This window comes from Variovorax sp. CF313, from assembly GCF_000282635.1.
Classification (GTDB): Bacteria; Pseudomonadota; Gammaproteobacteria; order Burkholderiales; family Burkholderiaceae_C; genus Variovorax.
In genome coordinates this window covers 15,759-40,903 of record NZ_AKIW01000004.1, presented here as the reverse complement: position 1 = coordinate 40,903, position 25,145 = coordinate 15,759, and the positions used below count along the sequence as shown (strand labels likewise).

27 protein-coding genes and 3 pseudogenes are annotated in these 25,145 nt (G+C 63.2%); 8 read left to right on the top strand and 22 right to left on the bottom strand.

Annotation, left to right across the window (positions count from 1 at the left end; all coding sequences use genetic code 11):
• Nucleotides 1-73: 73 nt before the first annotated feature.
• Together PMI12_RS01080 and PMI12_RS01075 are read left to right on the top strand one after the other, a co-directional pair.
• Nucleotides 74-664 carry a hypothetical protein gene (locus tag PMI12_RS01080; RefSeq protein WP_157632091.1) on the top strand — a complete coding sequence of 197 codons (591 nt, stop codon included), beginning with the start codon at nt 74-76 and terminating at the stop codon, nt 662-664.
• Nucleotides 665-787: 123 nt separating this feature from the next.
• Nucleotides 788-1,030, top strand: a complete 243-nt coding sequence (locus tag PMI12_RS01075) for a hypothetical protein (RefSeq protein ID WP_007828127.1) — start codon at nt 788-790, stop codon at nt 1,028-1,030.
• Between the two features lie 193 nt (nt 1,031-1,223).
• Here the strand turns inward: PMI12_RS01075 and PMI12_RS28590 are convergent, their stop codons facing one another.
• From PMI12_RS28590 to PMI12_RS28580, 8 genes and pseudogenes are all read right to left on the bottom strand, one after another.
• Entirely contained in the window at nt 1,224-1,832 is a 609-nt protein-coding gene (locus PMI12_RS28590; RefSeq protein WP_007828126.1) for a hypothetical protein, read from the bottom strand.
• Between the two features lie 545 nt (nt 1,833-2,377).
• Nucleotides 2,378-2,689, bottom strand: coding sequence for a hypothetical protein (locus PMI12_RS01070; RefSeq protein ID WP_007828122.1), 312 nt, complete (start codon nt 2,687-2,689; stop codon nt 2,378-2,380).
• A gap of 147 nt (nt 2,690-2,836) precedes the next feature.
• Complete coding sequence (locus PMI12_RS27925) at nt 2,837-3,310, bottom strand: Imm6 family immunity protein (RefSeq protein ID WP_157632089.1); 474 nt, start codon at nt 3,308-3,310, stop codon at nt 2,837-2,839.
• Nucleotides 3,311-4,076: 766 nt separating this feature from the next.
• Nucleotides 4,077-4,190, bottom strand: a pseudogene (locus tag PMI12_RS28585) (IS110 family transposase); the annotation flags it as partial.
• 10 nt (nt 4,191-4,200) lie between these two features.
• Nucleotides 4,201-4,632, bottom strand: a complete 432-nt coding sequence (locus tag PMI12_RS01065; protein WP_007828117.1) for a DUF1810 domain-containing protein — start codon at nt 4,630-4,632, stop codon at nt 4,201-4,203.
• A gap of 66 nt (nt 4,633-4,698) precedes the next feature.
• Nucleotides 4,699-4,854 carry a hypothetical protein gene (locus PMI12_RS29145; RefSeq protein ID WP_007828111.1) on the bottom strand — a complete coding sequence of 52 codons (156 nt, stop codon included), beginning with the start codon at nt 4,852-4,854 and terminating at the stop codon, nt 4,699-4,701.
• A gap of 130 nt (nt 4,855-4,984) precedes the next feature.
• The gene (locus tag PMI12_RS27920; protein WP_193386524.1) at nt 4,985-5,353 is read right to left on the bottom strand and encodes a hypothetical protein; all 369 of its coding nucleotides are present in this window, start codon (nt 5,351-5,353) and stop codon (nt 4,985-4,987) included.
• 47 nt (nt 5,354-5,400) lie between these two features.
• Nucleotides 5,401-5,754: a hypothetical protein gene (locus PMI12_RS28580; protein WP_157632087.1), complete on the bottom strand. Its 354-nt coding sequence runs from the start codon at nt 5,752-5,754 to the stop codon at nt 5,401-5,403.
• A 240-nt stretch (nt 5,755-5,994) separates the two neighbouring features.
• Between PMI12_RS28580 and PMI12_RS29140 the strand changes: the two genes are divergently transcribed.
• Nucleotides 5,995-6,321, top strand: coding sequence for a hypothetical protein (locus PMI12_RS29140; RefSeq protein WP_007828107.1), 327 nt, complete (start codon nt 5,995-5,997; stop codon nt 6,319-6,321).
• Between the two features lie 119 nt (nt 6,322-6,440).
• On the opposite strand, the gene PMI12_RS01055 is transcribed toward PMI12_RS29140, so the two are convergent.
• The 3 genes from PMI12_RS01055 to PMI12_RS01045 all read right to left on the bottom strand — a co-directional run bounded on the left by PMI12_RS01055 (nt 6,441) and on the right by PMI12_RS01045 (nt 7,615).
• Entirely contained in the window at nt 6,441-6,848 is a 408-nt protein-coding gene (locus PMI12_RS01055) for a hypothetical protein (protein WP_007828105.1), read from the bottom strand.
• A gap of 284 nt (nt 6,849-7,132) precedes the next feature.
• The gene (locus tag PMI12_RS01050; protein ID WP_007828103.1) at nt 7,133-7,381 is read right to left on the bottom strand and encodes a hypothetical protein; all 249 of its coding nucleotides are present in this window, start codon (nt 7,379-7,381) and stop codon (nt 7,133-7,135) included.
• A gap of 6 nt (nt 7,382-7,387) precedes the next feature.
• The gene (locus PMI12_RS01045) at nt 7,388-7,615 is read right to left on the bottom strand and encodes a hypothetical protein (RefSeq protein ID WP_007828101.1); all 228 of its coding nucleotides are present in this window, start codon (nt 7,613-7,615) and stop codon (nt 7,388-7,390) included.
• Between the two features lie 93 nt (nt 7,616-7,708).
• On the opposite strand from PMI12_RS01045, the gene PMI12_RS01040 reads away from it, so the two are divergent.
• From PMI12_RS01040 to PMI12_RS01025, 4 genes are all read left to right on the top strand, one after another.
• Entirely contained in the window at nt 7,709-7,900 is a 192-nt protein-coding gene (locus PMI12_RS01040; protein WP_007828099.1) for a hypothetical protein, read from the top strand.
• A 306-nt stretch (nt 7,901-8,206) separates the two neighbouring features.
• On the top strand, nt 8,207-8,656 hold the full coding sequence (locus PMI12_RS01035; RefSeq protein WP_007828097.1) for an SOS response-associated peptidase family protein: 450 nt from the start codon (nt 8,207-8,209) through the stop codon (nt 8,654-8,656).
• Between the two features lie 698 nt (nt 8,657-9,354).
• The gene (locus tag PMI12_RS01030) at nt 9,355-9,813 is read left to right on the top strand and encodes a hypothetical protein (RefSeq protein ID WP_007828096.1); all 459 of its coding nucleotides are present in this window, start codon (nt 9,355-9,357) and stop codon (nt 9,811-9,813) included.
• A gap of 367 nt (nt 9,814-10,180) precedes the next feature.
• Nucleotides 10,181-10,594: a DUF705 domain-containing protein gene (locus tag PMI12_RS01025; protein WP_157632085.1), complete on the top strand. Its 414-nt coding sequence runs from the start codon at nt 10,181-10,183 to the stop codon at nt 10,592-10,594.
• A gap of 189 nt (nt 10,595-10,783) precedes the next feature.
• Here the strand turns inward: PMI12_RS01025 and PMI12_RS27915 are convergent.
• From PMI12_RS27915 to PMI12_RS01010, 3 genes and pseudogenes are all read right to left on the bottom strand, one after another.
• Nucleotides 10,784-11,857: pseudogene (locus PMI12_RS27915) on the bottom strand (IS30 family transposase); the annotation flags it as partial.
• 121 nt (nt 11,858-11,978) lie between these two features.
• Nucleotides 11,979-12,575, bottom strand: coding sequence for a hypothetical protein (locus tag PMI12_RS01015; RefSeq protein ID WP_157632083.1), 597 nt, complete (start codon nt 12,573-12,575; stop codon nt 11,979-11,981).
• A gap of 88 nt (nt 12,576-12,663) precedes the next feature.
• Entirely contained in the window at nt 12,664-13,101 is a 438-nt protein-coding gene (locus PMI12_RS01010) for a hypothetical protein (RefSeq protein WP_007828083.1), read from the bottom strand.
• Nucleotides 13,102-14,299: 1,198 nt separating this feature from the next.
• Here PMI12_RS01010 and PMI12_RS01005 point away from each other — a divergent pair.
• A pseudogene (locus PMI12_RS01005) lies at nt 14,300-14,828 on the top strand (tyrosine-type recombinase/integrase); the annotation flags it as partial.
• 16 nt (nt 14,829-14,844) lie between these two features.
• Here the strand turns inward: PMI12_RS01005 and PMI12_RS01000 are convergent.
• The 8 genes from PMI12_RS01000 to PMI12_RS00965 all read right to left on the bottom strand — a co-directional run bounded on the left by PMI12_RS01000 (nt 14,845) and on the right by PMI12_RS00965 (nt 25,091).
• Nucleotides 14,845-15,969 (bottom strand): 3-deoxy-7-phosphoheptulonate synthase, encoded by a 1,125-nt coding sequence (locus PMI12_RS01000; RefSeq protein ID WP_007828081.1) that lies wholly within the window; start codon nt 15,967-15,969, stop codon nt 14,845-14,847.
• A 71-nt stretch (nt 15,970-16,040) separates the two neighbouring features.
• Nucleotides 16,041-17,252, bottom strand: a complete 1,212-nt coding sequence (locus PMI12_RS00995) for a DUF1501 domain-containing protein (RefSeq protein WP_007828080.1) — start codon at nt 17,250-17,252, stop codon at nt 16,041-16,043.
• Between the two features lie 72 nt (nt 17,253-17,324).
• The gene (locus PMI12_RS00990) at nt 17,325-18,887 is read right to left on the bottom strand and encodes a DUF1800 domain-containing protein (protein WP_007828078.1); all 1,563 of its coding nucleotides are present in this window, start codon (nt 18,885-18,887) and stop codon (nt 17,325-17,327) included.
• A gap of 118 nt (nt 18,888-19,005) precedes the next feature.
• Nucleotides 19,006-19,689: a DsbA family oxidoreductase gene (locus tag PMI12_RS00985; RefSeq protein WP_007828076.1), complete on the bottom strand. Its 684-nt coding sequence runs from the start codon at nt 19,687-19,689 to the stop codon at nt 19,006-19,008.
• A gap of 46 nt (nt 19,690-19,735) precedes the next feature.
• Entirely contained in the window at nt 19,736-21,145 is a 1,410-nt protein-coding gene (locus PMI12_RS00980; protein WP_007828074.1) for an MFS transporter, read from the bottom strand.
• Nucleotides 21,146-21,173: 28 nt separating this feature from the next.
• Nucleotides 21,174-23,057 (bottom strand): bifunctional sugar phosphate isomerase/epimerase/4-hydroxyphenylpyruvate dioxygenase family protein, encoded by a 1,884-nt coding sequence (locus tag PMI12_RS00975; protein ID WP_007828072.1) that lies wholly within the window; start codon nt 23,055-23,057, stop codon nt 21,174-21,176.
• A 133-nt stretch (nt 23,058-23,190) separates the two neighbouring features.
• Nucleotides 23,191-23,955 (bottom strand): alpha/beta fold hydrolase, encoded by a 765-nt coding sequence (locus PMI12_RS00970; RefSeq protein WP_007828070.1) that lies wholly within the window; start codon nt 23,953-23,955, stop codon nt 23,191-23,193.
• Nucleotides 23,952-25,091, bottom strand: a complete 1,140-nt coding sequence (locus PMI12_RS00965; RefSeq protein ID WP_237726028.1) for a multidrug effflux MFS transporter — start codon at nt 25,089-25,091, stop codon at nt 23,952-23,954. The genes PMI12_RS00970 and PMI12_RS00965 overlap by 4 nt, the downstream gene beginning before the upstream one ends.
• Nucleotides 25,092-25,145 lie beyond the last annotated feature (54 nt).

Genomic DNA, 25,145 nt, shown 5'->3' with positions numbered 1-25,145 from the left:
GTCTTTTCACACAGCCTCGGCCAGGACCTGACATTCGTGGCGATGTCCAAAGTCAATGGCGGTACAGTGCCACATGTCTGAAGGTCAAGCTCGGCGGGTTCCACGGGAGTTGCAGTCGCTCCCCTATATCGACCCTGAGCGTCTGCTCGTTGACCTGAGGCGAATCGAGCAGGAACTTCCGCTCCAAACGCTTCGATATGCTGCATCCTCGCTTCGCACCCGCGAACTGAAGCGGTTCGGCGAGGGGCGACAGGCAGCGCTTTTCTGCTATGGGATGAGCAAGCTTCTCGGACTTCAAGTGCAGTTCGCGCAAGCCGAGTCGAAGGACTTCGACATCATCGCCCGATACGTCGTGAACGATGAGGTGTCATACGTGCCCGTTCAGCTAAAGGAATGGGTGCCCGGTACGGTGAACCCGCAGGCGTCTTTGCAAAGCGAAATCGACAAGCTAGCGAAGTATGCCGACTCGAAGGATTTGGTCGTGGCGTTCTACCTGAATCGCCGCGCCCAGGTCACGTTCTCTGAGCTCCGGTCGCCTGAAGGCCGACTCGGCGAACTGTGGTTTTTCTGGGCGGCCGACCCTTCACAGTCGCGATGGATGTTGTCGGGAAACATGCTCGATGCGAATGCATGCTCGTATGATTTTCTCTACCCGACGGGATGAACGGCAGCGCGCCCAGAAGACAGAATGCGGCCACGAGCAGTCGTTCCCGCGAGCTGCTTCGATTTCGACGCGCGATGGATAAACTGGTACGGCTTCAATCCTTTGCGACATACCTCGATTGCTATGAACGTCGGTCTGTGGCTTCTTCTTTACGCTGCGAATTCGCTGTTCGTGTACTGGGTCGTTTTGGGTGACGGTGCTGCGAAATTCGAGGGATGGCGCGCGGCTTTCATCGTCGATTGGCTGCCAGCAGCATGGTGGACGTCTGAGCAGATTGCCCTCTACACACTGCTGATTTGGCTTGGTCACACACTTTGGTTCGTGATTGGCCTTTTCGTCCCCGAGGCGAGAGCGTTCTTCTGGTAGAACCAGCCGCTAGGTTCGCTTTGGGGGCGACAAGCGGAGCCAACTCCTAAACGACCGGTTTCAAACCGAGCGCATGTCGGCTACGGGCCCATTGTGGACATCAAGCCTCCCCGGAAGCAGTCGTTCGACCTGAAGGTCAGAACCGTGTCGTTCCAACGCCATCCCTCTTGTTGAGGCGCAGACGGGCACTCCCCTACAGCTTGCGAGTGTCAAGCAGCCAAGATCTTGCGGCTCGTTCTGCTTCGTCTTGTGGTCCCCAGAATGTGAAGCCCTTTCCTTCGAAGTCCCGAATCAAGAAGGCTACTGCGCCATCAAATGGAATAGCAGGTCGTTCAAGATGCGCAGTCATCTCCTCGGAAGTAATGTCGGCCGCCGGGTGGCCGGTTCCATGTGCGAACTTGGAGATAGAAGCATCACTCACAACCACCAGCTTCTCGGTTCCCAGCAAGATGAAGAATCTCGGTGATGCAGATGCGCTGTGCGGAATAAGCATCCCGCCGGAATACACCGCGATGAGTCGCTTTCCATCAAATCTCTTGCGCTCTAAATAGAAAATTCGAAAGTTGTCCGACTGCTCACTCAAGAAGAATGTACCCGCTTCATTCTGGCCGACGGGTACGTATCGGCCTGCTTTTATCGCGAGCGCATATTGAACCTTCGCGAGGCCCGCGACACCCTCGTGCACGAAGTCTTCTGCCGGCGCGCGCGCTGCCACGCCTGACACAGGCTTTAGATTCACTGTTTGAACTGCGCAACCCGCGAGAGCGAGCACGATGGAGACGAGCACTGTTTTGAAGAGCATGAAGTCTGTGTGGTAGTTGATACGCCGGGAGGTTGCACATGAGTTGCAGAAGTGAATACCTCTGCCGAGTTTCGGCTGCGCTTCACCATGTCTTGTACGTCATTGGCTTTGACTAGATTCCGGTCAGAGCCGAAGAGCCGGTTCTGGCCGGGTGCCGCTGTCGGTTAGTTGTCGGACCAAGCCCAACCTTTGCGGGCCATACAGCCCATCAAGATGTCCTGTTTCAGTTGTTCGCCATCGGCTCTGAGACTGTTGCTGGCACTGATGCACTGTTGATACAGATATGGCGCCATGGTCTCTGGGCACCCGTGCTGCTCAGGGACTGCCTGCTTCTTGACTGCCGCAGCGTCGGCTTGGCATTGCGCAAAATCACCCCTGGCGATCGCGTTCCACTGTGCTTTGGGAAGATTCCGGGCTTCCAATTCCTCGTTACTCCATTCTGCGTGCGCTGCACCAAGGGCGATGCAGGCGAGCACAAGAGCGACAAGCTTTTGAACTGCTATTCGCATTGTTGGGTCCTGGCTCCGAAGGTCCGGTCGTGGCCGTCAGGCGCCCCCTAATACCTTGACTTCGCTTTCGGCCTTGCCAAGCAACCAGATTTCACTGCCCATCGGGACGCTTTCATTGGTGACTGCTGGCAACGTACAAAAGAAGCTGAGCACTTTCGCGGGCGGGCTCTGGAAGGGGATTTGAAAGAAGGCTCCGCACTCGAAGCGCTCGCCGTCTGGTCGGACCACGCGAACCTGTTGGTTGGCATCGAACCGGTAAGCGGAGGCAGGAAAGCCGGGAGCGATGACTAGCCCGCGTCCCGTCACGAGAAACGTATCCTCGACACAGCAGAGCAAGAATTCAGGCATGCGTATTCGGGTTTGAAGTGGACGCCGGTTTGGAGCGAATTCTGCACCGACGCCGACCGGCTGCTTCTGGCCGCATTGTGCCGGCTGGGTGAACGGCCGGTTCTGGCCGGATTCTGCCCGTCACGCGAATGCCTCAAGCCTCGACCTTCATTTAGAAGATGCCAATTCGTGTACGACTGCCAAGCAGGCCTCGTGCGTAACAGCCCGACATTCAACAGCCTGCTGAACTATCCATGTGATGAAATCGTCATTGACCTGATCGATGCCATCCGGGAGGTGCTCCCCGGCTCTTGTATAGGCTATCCAAGCAATGTAGCAAACCGAGCCGCCGACGGCCTCGATCGCAGTGTCAGTTTCATTCGGCCCGCGACGAAGATAAGCGTACAGCCCTTCATCGTTGGCATTCATGAGCAGTTCGTTCAGCTGATCGCCCGTAGCTTGACTGCCTGCCTCCCAAGCCTGAAGCGTCGCGACAACATGGCTGATCCCAACTCGCTGGGCTTCTTCAGGCGTGAGCGCATCTCGCACTTGACCTGCAATCCAGATGCAAAACGAGGCCTTGCTCCTTTCGCCCAGAGCAACAAAGGACCGTGCCAGTTGTTCAATGTGTGGTGATTGCATGCTGCAAGCCGCTTTGGGGAGAAGCTGCGGAGAGCCCGCGAAAGTCCGGTCCTGGCCGAGAGGTGCAGGTCGACAGCGCCTCATAGTTTGCCTTTGAGAATTCCGAACGGGGTGCTTTCGTCCGGTTTGAAGGAAACCAAGTTTCCAGCGTCATCACTCAGGAACAATCGGCAGCATTCGGTGCATTGATACATCGGACGCGTTACGCGCCGCATTTCTGCCCACACCTCACCGCCCGCTTGGATCCTCTCTGCAGCGCCCTCGTACAGCTGGTCGGGGATGAAGTGGGCCTTGTGTTCCTGGTAATCGGTGTTGTCTCGCACAACAGCTCTGCAGGGGCATACAAATTTCATAACGTTTCCCTCAACATCGGCGGCCTATCTGAACATGCGAGTTTCATCTGCCTTTCTTTCGTGTGTGGGCGATGTATCCACGGATAGCGGGCCGTCGGCACCGCTTTCGCCCGAAAAACTGAAGGCCCGTAACGTACGTCTGCTTCTCTGATCGGGCCAGTTTGTCAAGCGCAGAGTATCTCGGTATTTGGTTTCGTCGAACAGAACGTCTCGGTGCAGTTCACGCTTCTCTACGCAGTCGGTCCCGCCCCGAAGGTCGGCGCTGCACGCATTGGTCAGACGGAGCGGAGAGCCACGCTCTTGGACGCGCTTTGCAGCGCAGCAGTCATATACGGCTTCATCCGGACCATCGTCTACACCTGAACGCTCAATCCTCGATTCCTTTCGTCAGTCAATGCATCTGACCCGCGCAATCACGCCTTCACGGCAACAGGTTCCTGTGAACCCCATCGGAACTCGGAGCCATCCACCCACATGCGGTGCAGGATGACGGCCAGCTTGCGCGCCACAGCGATCACCGCGCGCGAGGCGTGCATCTCAGCCTTGCACGAGCGCGACCGTCGCGCGGTCCCGGACACTGTTGAAATACCGCTCCAGCACCTCACCGAATACCGGCTCCTCCGGCGCCACGATCTCGAACAGTGTCATGCAGGAGCACAGTTTCAGGTCATCCGGCGAACCGAAGAACCGGGGGGCATCGGTGCCGGGCACGTCGAGGACCATCCGGGCGCAGGCGCGCAGCCGCTCGCCGAGCACGGGGTGCTGCCAATATGCCGCAGCCTCGGCCATGCCGTCGAGTCCGAAGAACAGTGCGGTCGAACTGCGGCCCAGCGCCTTCAGTTGCGGAAAGACGAACCACATCCAGTGCGTGCGCTTTCGTCCCGCGGCGAGTTCCGCACAGACGTCCGCATATACGGGGTTCTGCGCCATCACGAAGCGCTCGAGATTCCAATCGGGCGGCGTATGCATGTTTGTGTCCTTCAGGGCTCGCGCAGCGCGGCGTCGAACAGGGCCGTGCCCGCCTCGTTCGAGCCATCAGTGCTGGCGGCGCGTGAAGTACTGCACGTCGTGCTCGTGCTGCTGCGCCTGTTCTTTCAAACCGTAGGTGCCGAGGTTGCGGCGCCTGCCTGTCTTGGGGTCCACCTTGAGTGCGTAGAGGCGGTATTCCCCGGATGCGAGCTTGCGGATCATCGAAAGCTCCTTGGCAATTTCACTTTGCGCGCCTTGGTTGCGCCGGCGCCGGGACCTGTGCGCGCGGCTCGCTTGTCTCCACCGTCCCCTGACAGCGATGTCAGCTTTCGCCGCTGCGAACGCCTGTTGATCACCCCATTGCGTGGCTTGTGCGCCGCGGTCTTCGGGCCTTCCTTGCGCCAGATGCCGCGGCGTTCCTGGTTTCAGGATCTGCTCTTCCTTGGCACTGCAGCTGGCGCAGAACGCCGAGTTGCCGGGCTTCTTCGGCCTTGCGCAGGCTCTGGGCGGCACGGGCGGCCGAATACGCGACGAAGAGCGTGTTGATGGCGTCGGCCCATTGTTTGGCGGCCGTGCCCGGATCCATGCCGGCTTGAGGGTTCGTCCTACTGCCTGGTGCGGCATTGCGTTGCCGTTGCTGCCGCCAGAGTACGCCGGGAAAGGCTGGCGTGGCGACACCCGCCCCGCGAAGGATGGTTTCTTTTTGATCGGTGGTGAGCATGTCTGTCTCCTGCGAATTCTTTACGGCCCTTGTAGTCTGTCCGGCACTCAACACCGGTCGGCGATTTTCTGATTTGCATGCCGGATGGCATTGTCCCGCGCATAGCGAAACGCGCTCGGCCTCAGGCATTCAGTTCCGAGAGGGTCAGATTCCGAGGCAACGGCCGCGCTCGGGTGAGCGAGTACGGCGTCCCTTCCAACTTCTTGCCGTTGATCATCGCGGAGTCCGCTCTTGCGCCTGGGAAGCTTCACGTTCAGTTCATGAACAGCACAGCAAGCAGCAGGGGCAAATACAAAGACCACAACCGCATTGAAGGCAGCGAGTTCCGTGGACGACATGCCCGCGTCTTCATGCGGCAGGCTCATGAAGAAATTTCCCAGCGGCAGATTGCGCAGTTCCATGTGCGTTCTCCAGTGAGGTGGTCACCTGGCGCCCCTTGTTACCCAAGGCGTTTCGCCGTGAAGTCAGTGTAGAAATTGCGCTGCCGGCGCGCATGAGCGGTGCGCACCTTCTCCGGAGAGACAAATGACCCGCTCCTTCCCTGCTACCGCCTATGACAAAGCGCCCCCGTCGAAAGCAGTATTGCGCGCGGTGAAACCTTGAGATCTACTGGTGCGCCAAAAAGCGAAAGGGGCACATCTATGGGCAAAGCCACTTATCACATGGCGACGGTGACCCTGACGCTGCCATTCGAGATCACCCACGATGCAGAACTGGCAGCACTCCGAGCTGCCGGCATTCCAGTAGACGATCTGGGCGTCGCGGAGTCAGGTTTTCTGCACATGAGGACAACCAGCGACTACCGTTCCCACGTCTTTCGATGGTTCGCCAGCGGCGGTCCGGCAGACGGCTTGGGCGCGCCGAATATGAAGAATCTCAGATGCAGAGGCCACGCCAACGCGGGGACCATCGGCGAGTTCAAACATATGGGCGAGCCCAGCCAGATCTCCGAAGCACGCCCGGCGTGATACTGGCTGACGACATATTTCTGCGTATCGCTGAAGCAGCCGTTCTTTCTAACGCTGTTGGATTCCACCGATCTCTGACCCGAGATTGGAGTGAGCCCCTGCGACGGGACCAACGGGAGTCAGATCGCCCGCACCTCGAAATATGCCTCGTCGGCGTCGCCAAGGTCGCGAAAGCCCGCCGTGCGCGCGGCATCGTAGGCCTTGGCCCAGCGCACGGCCAGCGCGATCTCGGTCTTCGTGAGGTCGCTCTCACCCGACTCACTCGCGTTCTGGAATGCGCGCAGCGCTGGCATCACATCGGCGCCGAGCTGGCGGTCCAACTCGCGCCGGAAGCGCTGTTCCGAGACCTTCATTGCGTCGACCGCCGGGTGCGGATAGTCCGCCAGACGCACGGTATAGGTGGTCCGAGGCTCAGGCACTACATCTTTGAAGTTGAAGGGCGCTTCGTTCACCGGCGCGGCTTGCGGCGCGATGTCGACGTGCACCTGATGGGAGGCTCGAGGGAAGAAAAGTTCAGTTTGGGTCATGGTTCATCGCCAGTGCGTTCTGTAGCAGTTCCAAAGACAGGGAGTCCGGCAAGTTGTGCGTTTCGCAGTACCAGACCTGATAGAACCAGCGCCCGCCTTCTTGCTCCGTTCCGGCAAAGCTGATGGTGTCGTACGCGCAAGCAGCGATCTCTGGGCGCCACAAAATGCCCAGCTGACCTGTTGCGTAGCCGGGGGGGTCAGCATTCCACAGACCCACACTTGGTCGACGAGCTCACCCTTGCTCAACCTGATTCCGCTGCAGTATCTGCGGCGCATCTTTACTCTCATACAGGCTCAGGGGCTGTGTCCGGTTGGGGCAATAGCGCGGGAATGACGTGCATCACCGCGCGGATGTGGTCGCCCACGTTGCGGTCGAAGTCGCCGTAGCGGTCGCCAATGCGCGCGCAGCGGCCGGCTAATTGGTTAGCGAAGTCGCGCAGGGTAGGGCGCATGCGCTCGTCTGGCCCGAGTTCACTTGTCCTGCGGCCCATCAGGACCGACTCGTCCTCCAGCGGAATATCGGGATATGCCATGCGTCCTCAGAACCGCAGATGCTCAGGCTCGGCCGCACGGGCCTGCAGCCGCTCAGGGGAGTTCACTTCGATGACTCGGTGGACCGGCGTCGGCGTCCGCTTGAAATCCTTCAGCGCGACCTTGATCGGGTCCTTTCGCCGATACAGCGGATACAGGCGGTCCCCCTTCATCACGAGGCTCTCGACATCGGCGGCGCCGTCGGCCAGGTTCACCCATTCAAAGGCGAAAGTCATAACCCAATCGGGGGCGGGGCTTCACAGTTCTCTTCGGCATGGCTACTCCCAAAATACTGTTTAAATATACAGTATTTGGGGTAAGCTTCAAGCATGGACAACATGCCGGCGAACCTCTGGATTGCCGCCTGCGCGCACCGGTTGCAGCAGCAGTGGCACACCGTCGACCCCCTCGATTTGGAGGATGTCGCGCGCGATCTGTGGCGCGACGAACGGCTGCGAGCGATGCCGCCTGAAGAGGCGGCGGTGGACTGGCTGAAGCCTCTTTACGAGGCGGGAAACTAAGGATGCTGGGCCTGTCGCGCTCTTGGCGGTTGGCCGCCAGAATGGGGCATGGCCTTGAGGACGAATGCATGTGCACCCGCTACATCTCCCCGGAAGTCCGCGAGATCGAGGCCTTCTGGCGAATTGATCGCAAACGCAATCAACGGAAAGACTGGGAGCACCTGCTGACCGTGTTCCCGTTGTCGCTCGCCACGTTCATCCGGCGGGCCGACGAGGTGGATTACGCACGCGAGTTGGTCGTGGGGCAGTGGGGAATGTCCGTCGTGGTCGAAGACCCACGTCCCGACAACTGCTCGGGGCACGCGCATGAGCACCGTGAACGCGCGCACCGAGGGCATGGAGAAATGGCCGACGTTCAAGGACACCTGGGCCAGCGGCAAGCGCTGCATCATTCCGGCCGCGAGCTTCGACGAGCCGAACTGGGAGACAGGAAAGAACGTCTGGTGGCGCTTTCGTCGTGCTGACGGCGCACCGTGGGGCCTGGCAGGGCTCTGGAACACATGGACCGACCTCGATACCGGCGAGCTGTGGGACAACTTCGCGATGCTCACCATGAACGCCGACGCGCATCCGTTGATGGCGCGAATGCACAAGCCCAACCCGAACCTGCCGGCCGATCAGCAGGACAAGCGCTCGGTGATCCCTCTTGAGGCGAACGACTTCGACCGCTGGTTGACCTGCACAGTCGAGGAGGCGAGGGCGATGCTGAAGGTGCCGCCAGTCGAACTGCTCGATGCCGGCCCGCTGATCGTTTAGCGCCCTGGCCTTCCCAACTTGGGAACCTGCCACCCAAGATGTACGGCGTGTCCTCCCGGCGGCTCCGGCCGTGTCCGACAACGCCGAGTGGCGGTCGAAGGGATGCTGGCCTGCGCCAGTGCACGCCGGCCTCGACTTTTCCGTGCAGCGATACAAGGACTTCCCAATGGCCACAAGCAGCAGAACCCTCTGGAAAGGCGCGATCACCTTCGGGCTGATTCACATCCCTGGTCATACGGCATTTCAGCGCGTTCCGACGACTGACTTCGGCGCTATAGACGGCCTGTTTCCACATCCCGCGTTACGCGTACTGTGCGCCTTGGCAGCCGCCCGTGATCTATGAGGCCGCACCGACCTATGTGGTGCCACCAGCGCCTGTGTATCCGATCGCGCCTCGAGTCGTTGTTGCTCCGTCTGTAATTTATCCATCGCCGTCCGTGGCGCTGCGAATCGAACGTTCGCGAGCTACCGGGTCCACCCGATCACCGATGCTTCTGGCCGATTCCGGCGCCTAGCCGCATTCCGCTTCTCCCACGACCGGCGCGCCCTTCCGAAGCGTCCGGCCAGTCGCAGGTGCGGAGCCGCGAGACTTGCGGGGCACTCTAAGGGTTTGCGTTGACAAGATGAAGGTCAAACCCTGTTCCCGAGCACTGCAAGAATTACGTAAGATTCGCGCCCACGTCCCAACCAAGGTAATCATGCTCGACGTCGACTTGCCAGCGCCAGCTGCGGCCGTTCGCAGCCTTCTTGCCGACCGCGGGATCGTTCCGGCGCTGGCCTTGCTCAACGATAGGACGTCCTATCGGTTCACAGCGATCTACAAATTGAACGGTGACGTGATGCGCGCGGCGCATGCCTTCGACCGCGACTCCGAATACCGTACCTGGCTGAAGGTGGTGCCTCTGGGCAAGAGCTTCTGCCAGTACGCGATCGAGCACGGCGAGTTCGTGACCAGCCAGGCGTCCGAGGATCAGCGCCTGACGAACCGACCTTACGCCGGCATGGTCGAGTCGTACTACGGTCGGCTGCTGACGCGAGGATGCGGCACGCCCTATGGCACCTTCATCCATTTCGACTTGGAGTCGCGTAGCATTCCCGCAGAGGAGATCCGCTTTCTGCGCGAGGTGATCCCGCAGTTCATTGACTACCTGGAATAAACAGGCGGCAACAACGGCCCACCAAACGAACGACTGGTGTTGAGGCCGAATCCGGCCGTCGACGTGCGATCAGGGCTGAACCTGGCGCCCATGCAAATCGACGCCGTGCAGCTTTTCCGAGCTACGTTCGACCGGGTTTTCAACATGGCTTGAATTTCCCGGTGGGTTTAGCACCTGACATTGAATTTTCGCTTCGGCGCGAGGGGTCTGGCGCCGCCGACGCGTAGACGTGAACAGCTGTTTTGGGTCGATTCTGTTGAAAAACTCGGTCGCAGCGTTCACCGCTGCCCCGCGGCGAAAATCGACCTCTCAGATCGATCCAGGATCGACGATTACGGCCCGCGGAATGGATTGACTACCCCCGCAAATGTGCCCAAGAGGGCACCACTCGAGTTTTTCAACTGAATCGGCCAGGATCAGTCATTCATTACAGACCCCGATCGCACAAGTCATGAACACAAATCCATTTCGACAGCGGGTAATCTTCGTTGATGTCGACGACACACTGGTTCGGTCCGTGGGCACCAAGCGTATTCCCATGCCTGCGGTTATTGCGCACATCAGAAGGCTGTATGCGGACGGCGCGGCGCTGTATCTCTGGAGTTCGGGCGGCGGCGAGTATGCGCACAGCTCCGCGGTGGAGCTTGGCATCGACGATCTTTTCATCGGTTTTCTCCCCAAGCCTGACGTCTATGTCGATGACCAAGCAGTGGAAGACTGGCGGTTCTGCCAGCATGTTTTGCCTTCCAATGCTGGCAATCTCACACCGTTGAAGACATAGCGTGAGGGTGCGGATGCCAGACGGCGACAGTCGGCCACGACCGGACCTTCGGAGCCAGGACCCAACAATGCGAATAGCAGTTCAAAAGCTTGTCGCTCTTGTGCTCGCCTGCATCGCCCTTGGTGCAGCGTACGCAGAATGGAATAACGAGGAATTGGAAGCCCGGAATCTTCCCAAAGCACAGTGGAACGCGATCGCGTTGAGCTGGCGCTGTGAGAAGCCTGCGAGGCTCACGCCCTTGGGCATGTACTGCCTGAGCAAGCCATTGGTGTTCTCGTTGCTTCCGCGTTGCCATGGGCTTTGCGGATCGCAGAAGTAGACCCGGATGTCGGTGGCCATCGTGAATTTCTTGTGCGCGTGCATCTCCGTGCCTCGATCCCAAGTCAGTGACTTGTAGAGCTCCTGCGGCAGTTTGCGGGCGTTCTTGATGAGTGCATTGACGACCGTCTGCGAGTCCTTGCCATCCAGCTTCACCAACATCACGTATCGCGTTTGACGTTCAACCAATGTCGCGATCTGGCTGTTGCCACTGCCAAAGACCAGGTCGCCCTCCCAGTGACCAGGCCCTGCTCGGTCTTCAACGCAGGCGGGCCGCTCACTGATCGAAACAGCATCGACGATCTTCCCGTGAGTTGCCGTCTTCTGCGTGTAGTGGCGTGACCGGCGCATTCCACGGGTGCGCCGCAGGTGCTCCAACAACTCTTTCTTCAAGGCGCCACGCGCTTGAATGAACAGACTGCGGTAGATGGTCTCGTGTGACACGTGGTGGCTCTCGTCGCACGGATAAGTATGCCGGAGCCAACCTGCGATCTGTTCCGGCGACCAGAGCACGCGCAGCTTGTCCATCACGATGCGAGCCAATGTGCGGTTCTCACTCAGCTTGCAACGCTTGGGACGTCGCGCTCGATCCCAAGTCGCTTCATCGGCCAGGCTGGCACGGTAGCCATCGCTACCACCATTGCGCTTGATCTCTCGACTGATCGTCGATGGTGCTCACCCCAGTCGCGCTGCAGTGGATCGAATCGACTCGCCTGCCACCATCGCCCGCGAGATCTCCTCGCGCTCGGCCAACGTCAATGCAGTCGATGCGCGCGATCGCTGAGGCGGCCGGAATCCGCCCGGTTCCGCAAGTATTCGATGGATCGACGTGTGAGGCCGATCGAAGAGTTTGCCGATCTCATGCAACGTCCAGCCTTGCTTCCAGCGCTCCCACATCAGTGCCTTCTGGCTGCCTGAATAGTAGATTCTTGGTCGCCGCTTCATCTGCAACACTCCTTCCGCCTATGCGGTGGTTAGTGTGTTGCATCGACCGGTTGAATCCGCCGGCCCAGAACGGTCATCTGGCTTGCTCGAAAGCAGTCATTCGTTATGGCCACATGTGAGGTTAGACATCAGGGCTGGCGGACGGCTTCCAGATGTTCGTACGTGGCACGTATTTCTCATATCCAGTCCCATCATCAACGCCGACGACTTGATTGCCGAAACACTCAACCAGCGCAACAAGACTGCCGGTGCCGCCGTATGGGTAACCATGGGGATTGAACTCCAACACATGTCGTGCCGCTCGCGGTCGGATTGCAATGAGGTCGTAGTCTCCATTCCAGATTGCATCGAGCATGGAAGCGAAATCCCACTGTGGGGACAGCATCTCAGCGGAATGTCGCTTCGGAAGCGGAGTGGAGAACCAATATTCGTTCCACTCGGCCATTTCTTCCGGGGTCAAGTTCGAAAAGTAGGAGCGTTCACCATCGGTCAGAAAAGCCAATAGTTGCGACTCATCGGCGGGCTCATCACTATCCTTCGCAGTCTTCACGAGGTCAAAGAATTCCGTCAGCCGCTGCAAGGACCTCTCGCCATTCGACTCGAATTCCACTCGGCAGTAAACCGAGCTGTCTCCACCGGCAATGGCCTCTGCAAATTTTTCTGAAAGCGGAATGGCGCGCGCTGACGAGGCCGCCACGCGTTTTTTGAAGGGCCACATATAGGGGTTCGAATCAGTTGAGCGACGGAAGCCACGGACCGGTCTTGGCCGGATTCTGCCTTCGGCGATCGTCCCCGGCCGGCGCCGTTTAGTCAAAGTCGATGGACCCGACGATTGCGCTCGCCTCTGCGAGCTCGGACAAGGAAATGGAACTCGCAGTCCCCGCTCCCACGTAAGTCACAAGGGCCACGTCCTGTCCATTGGACAGGTACCAGACGCGTACGAGGTCATCGTCTTTGAAAAAAGTTGCACCGACACGTTGGCTGGCGGCTTGATCCCTTTCGAGGTCCGAGGCTGGACCCAGCGCTCTGCTTTCGGCGAACTCAACGAGGAGCGCCTCGAGGTCATCTTGATTCACGTTCGGGCTGGCACCGGCCTGGTACTTCGCCACCGAGAACTGAAGCGCGCCCACCCCGTCTGGTTTTGCGAGCGTGGGCGGCGTTCCTTCGGGCAAGTCGTCGGTGACGTCCGCCCAGCCTTCGAGCAGCGAGATGCGGACGTCTGCGAATGCGAAGAGTTGGCTCATATCAGATGAATTGGAGCATTGGATCGAACGTCTGGTTTTGGCCGAGGCTGTGTGAAAACGCCGCTGTCGTGCCGGTGGTCCGAAAGGCGACCTCTCAGATCGCGTCAGGATCGACGATCGAGGTTCAGGGAATGGTTGGGCTACCCACGAAAACACGACCGTCGCACGTTTTCACACAGCCTCGGCCGTGTGCCGCCGCAAGAGGCTGGCTCACCGCCATCGCCGACTCAAGGCTGCGGGTTGGTTGTTCCGTAGGTGGGAACTCCTAAAACTCGACTGGGTGGTACTTCGGATTCACTCCTCCCCCCGTATGAATACCGTACCGAGGGCGCTCGCCCAAATCCTCAACTGACACGCTGACGCCTTGAGCCGTTCGCCCAAAGCGAGCGACGTAAACGTGCCGAGGTTTCATGTCGACAACTGTGACGGGTAGCTCCGCATATTTATACGTAATCGCTCCCGCGCCGATTCCATAGTTTGTGCTGTAGTGAACGGTGAAATGGTGCGTGCCCGGCAACACCCTCACCCATACGGGAAAAACTGATCTCGGCGTGTCTTTGCCGTCCACCGAACGAATGGTCGCGACCTCGTGCTGCGTAGCTCGTTCGTCAAGGGACGAAAAAACGGCGGTGTCCGCAAGCGGGCTCTCGCCCTCGTACATTGGATAAGGCGCATGATGGAATGCGCAGCCGCCTACTAGCGCTGAGAGGGTGAGAAAGAGGATCCGTTTGATTGCATGCATAGTAGGGTCAGACTCTTTGCCCAGACGATTCTTCGCGCGCCGATGCGGCCTCAAGTGCGGGCTCATCTCATCGCCTATCGCGTTAATTTCTGGTTGTGCCGATTGTTGATGGCCGCTCGGTCGGAGTGCACGCACTTCCGGGCGAGCGGCTCCCAGACCCACAGAAATTGTCGTGCGCGCGCCACGAAGGTCGACTATGAGGCGAATTGAGCCTGCTCACCGAATGATGGCTTGTGGCCGACTGTAGTCAAGGCGGAAGCGCAAGCGGGGCATCGCCGGAGGAAAACTGGAGAGGCGTGACGAACTTCCGGTATTGGCCGATTGTGCCCCTTGCTGCCGCAGGTCAAACATAGCCGCGAAAGCTGATGCCCAATCCAGCGAAGCAGGCGCGGCCCAAGGACAGCTGCAGTCCGGCCCGCGCATGCTGAGGTTCCCTCAACTCGATGGGAGACCATCATGGGATCAGCAAACACTGCAACCTGCCGCGCGCCCCGGAACAAGGGCAAGATCGTCGGCCATAAGGCGCCTTTCAAACTGAAGGACATTTGGGCGCTGCGGGTGCGGCTGCAACTGGAGGGCCGAGTGCGCGAACTCGCCCTCTTCAACTTGGGCTTGGACAGCATCTTGTCAGCCTGAAGGTCAGGGACGTCTGCCACGGAGAGCAAGGGCAACAGTGATGCAGCGCAAGACGCAGCGTCCGGTGCAGTTCGAGCTCACGCCCGGAACCCGCGAGACTGTGCAGGCGTGGATTCAGCACGCCGGGCTGCGATCGGACGACTTCCTGTTCCCGAGCCGAATGCGCGACTCGCCGCACCTCGGCACCCGGCAGTACGCCCGGATTCTTGGTGACTGGGTCAGAGAGCTTGGCTTGGATCCTGCCGACTACGGAACGCACTCGATGCGACGGACGAAGGCGACCCTGATCTACCGGCGGACGAGAAACCTCCGTGCGGTGCAGTTGCTGCTCGGCCACTCCAAGCTTGAGCAGGCCCCCTCCAGCCTCACCCCTTCGACACCCGCCGCCGCGCCTTCACCGCCGAAGCCAGCCCCTCAAGCACCGGCACCGTCTGCGCAAAGCCGATGCAGGCATCGGTGATCGAGACGCCGCGCTTCAGCGCAACCCCGGGCTTCAGGTCCTGCCGTCCTTCCTCCAGATGGCTCTCGATCATGATGCCCGTGATGCGCCGCTCGCCCGCCGCGATCTGCGCCGCCACGTCTTCGGCGACCACGATCTGCCGCTGGTGCTGCTTGCTGCTGTTGCCGTGCGAGACATCGATCATCACCTGCGGCCGCAGGCCATTCGCCAGCAGCGCCTCGCAGCTGGCCGCGACATCCGCGGCCGAATAGTTGGGGGCCTTGCCGCCGCGCAGGATCACGTGGCAGTCGTCGTTGCCGCGGGTCTCGAAGATTGCCGCCATGCCCATCTTGGTCATGCCCATGAAGGCATGCGGCGCGCGGGCCGCGAGGATGGCGTCGGCCGCGACCTTGACGCTGCCGTCGGTGCCGTTCTTGAAGCCGACCGGGCAGCTCAGGCCCGACGCCAGCTGCCGGTGGCTCTGGCTCTCGGTGGTGCGGGCGCCGATGGCACCCCAGGCGATCAGGTCGGCAATGAACTGCGGGCTCAGCAGGTCGAGGAACTCGGTGCCGGTCGGCAGGCCCAGGGTGGTCAGTTCGAGCAGCAGGCGCCGCGCGCGCTCCAGCCCTTCGTTGATCGCGAAGCTGCCGTCCAGGTGCGGGTCGTTGATGTAGCCCTTCCAGCCCACGGTGGTGCGCGGCTTCTCGAAGTAGGCACGCATCACGATGAGCAGGTCGTCCTGCAGCGAATCGGAGACGGTCTTCAGGCGCTGTGCGTATTCGATGGCCTGGTCGTGGTCATGGATGGAGCACGGGCCGACCACGACCACCAGCCGGTCGTCGCGGCCGTGCAGCACGTCGGCAATTTCCGCACGGCTGCGTTCGACCAGCGCCAGCGTGTTGTCGCGCACGGGCACGCGTTCCTGCAGCAGCGCGGGGGTGATGAGCGGACGGACGGCGCCGATGCGCACGTCGTCGATGCGCGTGGTGTCGAGCGTGCTGTCGCGGGAGCCGACTTCGGCGTCGTGGAGGGGGTCGTCGAGGCGGGGCATGGTGGTCGTGGGTGTGGTTTCGAATGGAGCTTCCTCGATTGTCCACTCGAAGGCCCCGGCCGATCCGCCCGTCAGACCAGTTGCAGATCCTTCGGCGCCACCCCATCGAACACCTTCGCCAGCTGCGCCGGCGACAAGCCATACATCCGCCTGAACAATCCGCCGAACACCGCCCGGTATTCATTGAGCACCGGATAGTCCCGGTTCTCGAACAGCGTCGCCTGCGTCAGCGCCTGCTGCTCGCCCACGACGCGCCCGCCCGCCTGCGCCGACAGCCCGCCGCCGAGCACCCAGTACACGGTGCCGTGCCCATGGTCGGTGCCGCGATTGCCGTTCTCGCGGAAGGTGCGGCCGAACTCGCTGATGACGACGACGACGGTCTGGCGCCATGCATCCTCGCCCATCTCCTGCGCGAAGCCGGCCACGCCGCGGCCCAGTTCTTCAAAACGGTTGGCAAGGTAGCCGGTGGCACCGCCCTGCCCCACGTGCGTATCCCAGCCGCCGACGTCGACGAAGCCCAGGTCGAAGCGGTCGCGCATCAGCAGCGCCATGCGGCGCGCCACGAGCTCGAAGCCCTTGGCGCTCATGGCGTTGCGGCTGGCCGCGTCCATCTCGGCCTGCACGGCGCGCATGACTTCATCGCGCACCTGGAAGCCTTCGGCCACGGGCTGCGCGAGTGCGGTGTTGCGGTACATGGCCGCGATGACCTGGCTCTGCCGCGCGTCGAGGGCCGAGCGCGCATTGCCCGCAAGCGCCATGTTGGCGGCCTTGGCGTTGCCGCGAAGCGAGATCGGTAGCTGGTCGGTGAAGGCGATGGGCGACACGTCGGTGGCGGGCCCCGCGCCGAGCACGCCGGCCAGCCGGTTGAGAAAGCCCGAGCGGTAGTCGCGACGCTTGTCGAGCGCCTGGCCGAGTTCGATGGAGTCCTGCGTCTCGAAGTGGCTGCGCGTGAGGTCGTCGGTGCCGGCGAAGGCGATGAAGGACGCCTGCTTCTGCTGGAACAGTGGCATCACGGTTTGCGCGAGCGCCGGGTGCAGGCCCCAGTTGCCGTCGATCGGAAGCGCGCCGTTGGGTGTGCCGGGGCGCGCGATGGCGATGTTGGGCCGCGAGGCGTAGTAGAAGTCGCTGCTGGTCGGCACGAGCAGGTTGCTGCAGTCGTACGCGCCGCGCAGGAACACGACCAGCAGCTTGGTGCCTTCGGCGGCGGGCGCGGCCATCAGCTGGCCGGCGGCGCCTGCGAACGGGGCGGCGGCGATGAGCTTGAGAAGTTCTCGACGTTGCATGACGGGTGTCCTTTCTTTTGCCTTGCTCCTTCCCCTTCCGGGGGAAGGAGAGGAAGAAAAACCAAAATCCGTTCAGCGGCGCATCAGCTCGGGCGACGCCAGCAGGAAGGTGTTCCATTCCTGCGGATTCTTCGCCTGCGCCAGCGCCTCGCGCGTATCCGCACTCAGGCCGCCCTGCATCGCGCGAACCGCTGGCGATTCGGCCAGCGGCGGAAAGGCGGGCTTCTCCAGCGGCGCCTTGTCGTCCGTGCGGAACAGCACCGCGCCGTTCGCACCGATGGCACGCGCGATCTCGAAGCGCGTGTTCATCTGCCCCGCACTGGCCCATGCGGCTTCATTGAGCGGATAGCCATCGGGCGTCTCGTGGCCGTACAGCTGCTCGCCCATGCGGTTGATCCAGTTGAGCACGGGGTTCACGTCCGACGCGACACGGTCGTCGTATGCGAGCCGCACGCCGGCCATCACGTAGTGCACCGGGTCGCGGAACTTGCGGCCCAGCGATGCAGAGAACTCGGGCGATTCGAACAGCGACTTCAGTGTGATGGCGATGTCGCCGTCGCTGCGCGTGAAGGCCGCGGCCATGCGGTCGACCAGCGCGGGCGGTGGATCGTCCGACACGAAGTACACGGCGAGCTTGCGCGAGATGAAGCGCGCGGTGGCCGGCGCGCGCGCGAGGCGGTCGAGCGCCTCGTCGGCCTCGGCCAATCCACGGCTCTGGATGGGTTGGCCCAACAGCGTCTTCGGCCCGTAGTCGTGCCGGTTCGGGTTGAACTCGAACAGGCCCTTGCGCACGTAGTCGGCACGCACGGCCGGCCGCACATTGGGCGGTGGCGCATCGAGCGGCTGGTAGCTCACGCCCACGCCGGTGAGCACGCGCGCCAGCTCTTGCACGTCGACCTGCGAATAGCCGCCCCCCACGCCCAGCGTGTGCAGCTCCATCAGCTCGCGCGCGTAGTTCTCGTTGATGCGGTTGGCGCCGTTCTGCGCGTTGTCGAGGTAGCGCAGCATCGCGGGGTGGTGCAGCGTGGCGCCGAGCAGGTCGCGGAACTTGCCGAGCGCGTGCGGGCGGATGGCGTTCTCTTCGTAGTCGCCCACCATCGCACGGATGTTGTCCTTGCGCAGGTTGACGTTGAAGTGATTCATCCAGAACCACGTCATCTGCTCCTGCAGCTGGTTGGGCGAGTACAGCGCGCGCAGCACGAAGCGCTGCTGCGCCTCGCGAGCGAGCTGGTTGAGTTGCTGCTGGTAAGCCTGCCGCGCGGCCTTTTTCTGCTCTTCGTCGGGCAGCGCATCGGCGGCCTTGCGCTGCGCGTCGAGTTCGGAGACGAGCTGATCGAGCGGCGTGCGCGAGATGGCCATCGCATCGATCTGCGCCTGCGCGGCCGGCGGCAGCGGCGCGGGCCGCGGATTGAGCTGGTCGCGCATCCACAGCGACAGGCCGCGCTTCGCCAGCCGTGCGTCGCTGCTCGCGTTGGCGCCCCAGCTCACGCGGTCGAGCCAGCGCAGGCGCGTGGCTTCGTTCACCGGAGCGGAGGGCAGCGATACCGATACCAGTGGCCGATGGTCTCCCGGCGCGCTCGCGCAGGCTGCGAGCAGCACCACCACACAGGCGCCGAGTAGGCTTTTCTTATTCATCGGAACTCCTGGGCGTGAGCGTGAAGAGGATGCTCCTCTCAACCACTGCGCCCCGCTGCGCGTTGACGCTCTTTACCTTCGCAGCGCTGCGCCAGGAGGCGCCTAAGCGTCAGCTAAGTCAGGCTACCGACACGCTCGGCGGCGCAGCGCCGGCAATCTGCCGCAGCGCGCGCTCGAACACCTCGACGGGTTGGCCGCCCGAAATGAGGTGCTGGTCGTTGATGATGATCGCGGGCACCGAGTGGATGCCGGCGTCGGTGTACATGCGCTCGCGTTCGCGCGTTTCCTGCGCGAATTCGTCGCTGTCCAGGATCTGGCGCGCACGCACCGGGTCGAGCCCCGCTTCGGTCGCCGCGCGCACCAGCACTTCGGGGTCCGACGGGTTCTGGCTGTCGGTGAAGTAGGCCTTCAGCAGCAGCTTCTTGAGTGCCGCCTGCCGTGCCGGGCTCTCGAGCTCGGCCCAGTGCAGCAGCCGGTGCGCGTTGAAAGTGTTGTAGACGCGCGGCCGGCCTCCGGGGCTGAACTCGAATCCGACGGCAGCGCCGCGCTGGCGGATCATCTCGCGCGACTGGGCTTGTTGCTCGCGCGTGGAGCCGTACTTCTGGTTCAGGTGCTCGAAGGTGTCCTGGCCTTCGGGCGGCATCTGCGGGTTCAGCTCGAAGGGCTGGAAGTGCAGTTCCGCGGTGACCCCGGGCGCCACGTTCCTGAGCGCCGCCTCGAGCGAGCTCAGGCCGACGGCGCACCAGGGACAGGACACATCGGAGACGAAGTCGATCTTGAGGTGGGAAGAAGAGGTAGTCATGGCGCCATTCTTCACGGCGCCACAACCCTTGGCATGCGAAAGGTCTTCAGGCCGCGGCCTTGGCCACGCGCGCTTCCGCCAGCGTCTTCTCGCGCAGGAGGTCGTACTCGGCCTTGTCGACCGGGATCGCGTCGGGCTTGCCCAGATCGTTCATGTGCACGCGGTAGGTTTCGCGGGCAGTCCAGGCCGAGACCGCGGCGATGGCGCAGATCGCCAGCGTGATGGCTCCGACGGTCAGCGGGATGTTGGTGGCGCCGGGGGGTGCGACCGCCACGAACAGCGCCGGCAGCAGCGCGGTGATCGCGGTACCGATGTTCTGCGAGATCGCCATGCCCGAGACGCGGGTGCGCGTGGGGAACATCTCCGGGTAGAAGCTCGGGAACACGGCGTTGTAGCCCTGGTAGACCACGCCCCACATCAGGAGCGACATCACGATGGCCAGCGGCACGTTGTGGATGCTGATGGCGTACAGGTAGCCGAACGACAGCAGGCCCGAACCGATGGCACCGATGGCGATCGGCAGGCGGCGGCCGATCTTGTCCGACAAGGTGCCGACGTACGGGATCACGATCACGGCCACGATGTTGCCCATCACCGGAATCCAGAGGTAGATGTCTTTCTCGAAGTTGATGCCGTAGCCGGGCTGCACCGCGTAGGCAGCGCCGAAGATGGTCGCGACCACCGGGATCACGTTCATCAGGGAGCACAGCAGCACGCGCAGCATGTCGGGCCAGCTTTCGGTCACGGCCTGGATCACCGGCGCCTTCGGCACAGCCGCGCTCTTGTCGACTTCGGCGAAGGCGGGTGTCTCGTCCACTTCCTTGCGGATGATGTAGCCGGCCACGATGACGATGAAGCTCAGCAGGAACGGAATGCGCCAGCCCCAGGAGTTGAAGGCGTCCTTGTCCATGTAGTGCGCGAGCGGCAGGAACACCGCGGCCGCCATGATCTGGCCGGCCTGCACGCCCTGCAGCGTGAAGCTCGCGAAGAAGCCGCGACGCCCGAATGGCGCGTGCTCCAGGATCATCGAACTCGCGCCGGAAATCTCGCCGGCCACCGCGAAGCCCTGGATCAGGCGCAGCATCACCAGCAGCGCGGGCGCCCACAGGCCGACCTGGTCATATGTCGGCAGCAGGCCGACGGCAACGGTGGAAAGGCCCATCAGGAACATGCACAGGATGAGCACGTTCTTGCGGCCGTGCGTGTCGCCCCAGTGGCCCAGCAGCACTGCGCCGATCGGTCGTGCGACGTAGCCCACGCCGTACGTCGCGAGCGACGCGATGATCGCGATCTGCGGATCGCCCTTCGGAAAGAAGATCTGCGGAAAGATCAGCGCCGCCGCGGTGGCGTAGATGAAGAAGTCGTAGTACTCCAGCGCCGAGCCGATCCAGCCGCTCGCGGTGGCCTTCTTCGACTGGTGCTTGCCTTTCGGCTCGTGGGCCGTGGTGGTTGCCATGGTTTGTCTCCGGGTTGACGAAAAAAATCTATTCCTGCGCCTGCGATGCCATGCGCGCGGGTGCGTTGAGCGCGCCGTAGGCGTCGTAGCCTGCGGTGCGCTGTGCCAGTTCGAAGAACAGTCCGCCTTCGGTGTTCTCGGTGTAGATGTGCAAGTAGTCGCCGGCCGGCGAACGGTCGAACAGCACGCCCGCTTCGCGCATGCGCGCCAGCAGTTCGGGCGCGATGTCGATGCGCGTAGCCAGGTCGTCGTAGTAGTTGTCGGAGATGGGCACGAAGCGCGTGCCGTTGGCGCGCAGTTTCGCGGCCGAGTCGAAGATGTCCGCGCAGCCCAGCGCGATGTGGTGCACCGCGCCGCCGCCGGTCACGCTCAGCGTGCGCGCGGTGCGGGTGCGCTGGCTCAGCGACACGTTGAGCACCAGCCGCACACTGCGGTCCGCGTTGGCGACGCCGCGGCTGCGGATCAGGCCGAAGGGATCGGCCAGCTCCAGGCTTTCGCCGGGTTCCAGGCCGAGCACGGCGCGCGTGAACAGCACCCAGGTGTCGAGCTGGTCGACCGCCAGGCCCAGGGCCACGTGGTCGATGCGCTGCAGGCCGGCGTCGTTGGCATCGGCGCCCTCGTCCTGCAGGACGAAGTCGGCCTCGTACAGGCCGTTGGCACCCAGCGCCTCGGGCACGAAGTGAATGAGGTTGCCGCCCGGCGCGACGATGGCGGGCACGTGCAGTTCGTGGGGACCGACCGGGCTGTCGTGCCGCTGCGAACGCATGGCGGTGGCGCGGTCCACGGCCGCGAGCGGGTCGCCGCAGCGCACGCCCAGCGCGCACACCGAGGTGCCATGCGCCTCGAAGCGGCCGCGCGCGAACGAATCGGGCTGTGCGTTGACGATCAGGTTGATCTCGCCCTGGCGGTACAGCGTCACGGCCTTGGAGCGATGCTTGCCGATGCGGCGGAAGCCGAGCTGCTTCACCAGCGTGTCCAGCGTTGCGGCCGAAGCCTCGTCGGCCGCGAACTCGATGAACGACAGGCCCGACAGCGCGGACACCGGCGGCGGGTTGAACAGCTCCACCTGCAGTGGCTGCATCGGGGCTTCGGCAACCAACCGCCCGCGCGCTTCGCTTTCGAGGTACAGCAGCGAGCGCATGGCGTCCACCGCGGTGCGGCGGTTCGGCGTCTCGCGGAAGATGTCGTTGAAGATCTCGAGCGACAGCGGCCCGGTGTAGCCCGCGCGCAGCACCTGCTCGAAGAAGCCGACCACGTCGAAGTCGCCCTGCCCCGGGAACGAGCGGTGGTGGCGCGCCCACTGCAGCACGTCCATCGACAGCAGCGGCGCGTCGGCCATCTGCAGGAAGAAGATCTTGTCGCCCGGAATGGCGGCGATGCCGGCCGGGTCGTCCTTCAGCGAGAGCGTGTGGAAGCTGTCGAGGATCAGGCCCAGGTGCGGATGATCGGCGCGCCGCACGATGTCCCAGGCCTGGCCGTACAGCGAGGTGTGGCGGCCCCAGGCCAGTGCCTCGAAGCCCACGCGCAGGTTGCGGCGCGCGGCGCGCTCGGCCAGTTCGTGCAGCTGCGCGGCGGCAAGCGCCGGGTCGTTCACCGACAGCGGCGAGGTGTTCGAGCAACACAGCACCGTCGGCGCGCCCATGGCTTCCATCAGGTCGAACTTGCGCTCGGCTCGCTCCAGGCTGCGGCGGAACTGCGGCTCGGGCATGCCCTCGAAATCGCGGAACGGCTGGTACAGGTCGATGCTCAGGCCAAGGTCGCCTGCAATGCGGCCCAGCTCTGCCGCCGTGCCCTTGAAGTTGATGAAGTCGGCCTCGAACAGCTCGATGCCATCGAAGCCGGCGGCAGCGACGGCTTCGAGCTTCTGGCGGAGCGTGCCGCTGAGCGAGACGGTGGCGATGGAGCGGTGCATGGGGTGGACTTTAGGAATACCCAGCCCTCGCCACAATCAATTCCGAGGCCGACTGATCGATGATCGATCACATGCGTTCATCATTCGCACGAAATACGGGATACACCTAGGCTCCCGGCCTCGCTGGCGGCCTTCAAAGGCTGCGCCAGAAATCGATCAGCAGCTGCGTGAACTCCACCGGGCGTTCGACGGCGCTCAGGTGCGCGGCGTCGATGGTGACGAGGCGCGCGCCCGGAATGGCCCCGGCCATGGCCTGCGACATCGCCATCGGCGTGGCCTCGTCCTGCAGTCCGCCGATCACCAGCGTGGGCACCGCCATGCGGTGGTTGCTCTCGCGGAAATCGATGGCCGCGACGGCGTTGCAGCTCTCGATGTAGCCCTGCGCGTCGGTGCGCACCAGCACGTCGTGCAGCGTCTTCGCGGCGGCCGCGCCCTCGGGCGTGCCCGCGTAGGCCGGCGTGAGCCAGCGCGCCACGGCGCCCGGGGCAATGGCGGCCACACCTTTGGCGGCCACCGTCTCGACGCGCGCGCGCCAGGGGGACTGATCGGGGTAGTGCGCGGCCGAATTGGCGATCACCACCGTCTTCAGCAATTCGGGGTGCCGCACCGCCAGCGCCTGCGCCGTCATGCCGCCCATCGATAGGCCGACGAAGTGCACCGGCTCGCCGCCCGCCTCGCGCTCGATGAGCTCGGCCACGTCCTGCGCCAGTGTCTCGACGCGCAGCGCGCCTGGCACCACTTCCGACGCGCCGTGGTTGCGATGGTCGTAGCGCAGCACCGTGTGGGCACGCGCGAGCTGGGCGGCCACGCCGTTCCACATGCTCAGGTCGCAGCCGAGCGCATGGCTGAGCACGACGATGGGACCATCGCCTTCGCGGACGACATTCAGACGGGTCATGGTGTGGTTTCCTTTTTCGGGTGTTGAAGACGCGGCAGCCAGAGGAACGCGATGGCCACCAGCACGCTGCCGGCCAGCAGCATGGGCACGACCATCGGCCAGGCGCCATGGGAAAAATCGGCATCGACGAAATGCGAGGCCGCCTGGCCCACGCAGAACGCGACCATCATCATGCCGAAGCCGGACCACGACACGGCCCGGCCCGCCAGATGCGGCAAATCACCCACCGCGCCCGCCTGTCCGCAGGGCTGGTGGATGCCATGGCCGAGGCAATACACGGCATGGCCGAGCAGCAGCGGCACGGCACTCAGCGGCATCAGCCAGCAGCCGAGCGCCTGGACGAGCGCCCCTGCCAGGCTCAGCGAAGCGCCCAGCCGCACGGTGCGCACCGGTCCGTAGCGCCGGAGCAGCGTGCGGCACATGGTGGTGCTGAAGATGTAGACCAGCGAGCCGCCGGCCGGGATCCATCCGTACCACGCGGGCGACCAGCCCAGGTAGCCGATGTAGACCATCGGCGACAGCAGCAGGAAGCAGAACAGCCCGCCCCACGTCGCCGCCGCCAGCGAGGCCCAGGCGCGGAAGGACCGGCTCGCGAACACGGCACGCGTGCTGCCGCGCGGCGCGGACGACTCGCCCTCGCCCGGCGGCTTGCGCGTTTCGCCGAACGAGCGCCAGCACAGCGCGAACAGTACCGAGGCATACACCGCCATCGCGACCATCACCCAGCGCCAGCCCGCGCCCTGCACCAGCCACGCGCCGAGCAGCGGCGCCGTCAGGCCGACCACGCCCAGCCCGGTCAGGCCGCGCGCCATCACATGCGGACCTTCGTGCGCGGGGTACAGGTCGCGCACCGCCGCGCGCGAACACACGAGAATCGCCGCCATCGAGAAGCCCTGCAGCGCGCGCCAGCCCGCAAGCAGCGTCACGCTGCCCGCGAGCGCGCCGCCCAATGCCGCGAGCACGTAGCAGCCGAGCCCCGCCAGCAGCACCGGTCGGCGCCCGAAGCGGTCGGCCAGCGGGCCGCACAGCAGCTGCGCGAAGCCGAAGGCCAGCACGAACAGCGTGAGGCTGGTGCTGGCGGAGCCGAGTTCCTTCGCAATGGCCGGCAGCGCCGGCAGGTAGCTGTCGGTGGCCATCGGCTGCGCCGCCAGCAGCAGTGGCAGCAGCAAGGTGAAGCTGGCGTCGAACCG

Excerpts from the sequence above, each read along its gene's own strand:
- PMI12_RS29140 (WP_007828107.1), top strand. The coding sequence starts at position 5,995 with ATGGGCAAAGCCACTTATCACATGGCGACGGTGACCCTGACGCTGCCA.
- PMI12_RS00970 (WP_007828070.1), bottom strand. The coding sequence starts at position 23,955 with ATGACCCGTCTGAATGTCGTCCGCGAAGGCGATGGTCCCATCGTCGTG.
- PMI12_RS27920 (WP_193386524.1), bottom strand. The coding sequence starts at position 5,353 with ATGCTCACCACCGATCAAAAAGAAACCATCCTTCGCGGGGCGGGTGTC.
- PMI12_RS01055 (WP_007828105.1), bottom strand. The coding sequence starts at position 6,848 with ATGACCCAAACTGAACTTTTCTTCCCTCGAGCCTCCCATCAGGTGCAC.
- PMI12_RS01065 (WP_007828117.1), bottom strand. The coding sequence starts at position 4,632 with ATGCATACGCCGCCCGATTGGAATCTCGAGCGCTTCGTGATGGCGCAG.
- PMI12_RS27925 (WP_157632089.1), bottom strand. The coding sequence starts at position 3,310 with ATGCAATCACCACACATTGAACAACTGGCACGGTCCTTTGTTGCTCTG.
- PMI12_RS01040 (WP_007828099.1), top strand. The coding sequence starts at position 7,709 with ATGGACAACATGCCGGCGAACCTCTGGATTGCCGCCTGCGCGCACCGG.
- PMI12_RS01035 (WP_007828097.1), top strand. The coding sequence starts at position 8,207 with ATGAGCACCGTGAACGCGCGCACCGAGGGCATGGAGAAATGGCCGACG.
- PMI12_RS01025 (WP_157632085.1), top strand. The coding sequence starts at position 10,181 with ATGTGCCCAAGAGGGCACCACTCGAGTTTTTCAACTGAATCGGCCAGG.
- PMI12_RS01070 (WP_007828122.1), bottom strand. The coding sequence starts at position 2,689 with ATGCCTGAATTCTTGCTCTGCTGTGTCGAGGATACGTTTCTCGTGACG.
- PMI12_RS01010 (WP_007828083.1), bottom strand. The coding sequence starts at position 13,101 with ATGAGCCAACTCTTCGCATTCGCAGACGTCCGCATCTCGCTGCTCGAA.
- PMI12_RS01050 (WP_007828103.1), bottom strand. The coding sequence starts at position 7,381 with ATGGCATATCCCGATATTCCGCTGGAGGACGAGTCGGTCCTGATGGGC.
- PMI12_RS00995 (WP_007828080.1), bottom strand. The coding sequence starts at position 17,252 with ATGCAACGTCGAGAACTTCTCAAGCTCATCGCCGCCGCCCCGTTCGCA.
- PMI12_RS00980 (WP_007828074.1), bottom strand. The coding sequence starts at position 21,145 with ATGGCAACCACCACGGCCCACGAGCCGAAAGGCAAGCACCAGTCGAAG.
- PMI12_RS00975 (WP_007828072.1), bottom strand. The coding sequence starts at position 23,057 with ATGCACCGCTCCATCGCCACCGTCTCGCTCAGCGGCACGCTCCGCCAG.
- PMI12_RS01045 (WP_007828101.1), bottom strand. The coding sequence starts at position 7,615 with ATGACTTTCGCCTTTGAATGGGTGAACCTGGCCGACGGCGCCGCCGAT.
- PMI12_RS01075 (WP_007828127.1), top strand. The coding sequence starts at position 788 with ATGAACGTCGGTCTGTGGCTTCTTCTTTACGCTGCGAATTCGCTGTTC.
- PMI12_RS00965 (WP_237726028.1), bottom strand. The coding sequence starts at position 25,091 with ATGGCCACCGACAGCTACCTGCCGGCGCTGCCGGCCATTGCGAAGGAA.
- PMI12_RS00985 (WP_007828076.1), bottom strand. The coding sequence starts at position 19,689 with ATGACTACCTCTTCTTCCCACCTCAAGATCGACTTCGTCTCCGATGTG.
- PMI12_RS28580 (WP_157632087.1), bottom strand. The coding sequence starts at position 5,754 with ATGGAACTGCGCAATCTGCCGCTGGGAAATTTCTTCATGAGCCTGCCG.
- PMI12_RS01080 (WP_157632091.1), top strand. The coding sequence starts at position 74 with ATGTCTGAAGGTCAAGCTCGGCGGGTTCCACGGGAGTTGCAGTCGCTC.
- PMI12_RS01000 (WP_007828081.1), bottom strand. The coding sequence starts at position 15,969 with ATGCCCCGCCTCGACGACCCCCTCCACGACGCCGAAGTCGGCTCCCGC.
- PMI12_RS01015 (WP_157632083.1), bottom strand. The coding sequence starts at position 12,575 with ATGTGGCCCTTCAAAAAACGCGTGGCGGCCTCGTCAGCGCGCGCCATT.
- PMI12_RS28590 (WP_007828126.1), bottom strand. The coding sequence starts at position 1,832 with ATGCTCTTCAAAACAGTGCTCGTCTCCATCGTGCTCGCTCTCGCGGGT.
- PMI12_RS29145 (WP_007828111.1), bottom strand. The coding sequence starts at position 4,854 with ATGATCCGCAAGCTCGCATCCGGGGAATACCGCCTCTACGCACTCAAG.
- PMI12_RS01030 (WP_007828096.1), top strand. The coding sequence starts at position 9,355 with ATGCTCGACGTCGACTTGCCAGCGCCAGCTGCGGCCGTTCGCAGCCTT.
- PMI12_RS00990 (WP_007828078.1), bottom strand. The coding sequence starts at position 18,887 with ATGAATAAGAAAAGCCTACTCGGCGCCTGTGTGGTGGTGCTGCTCGCA.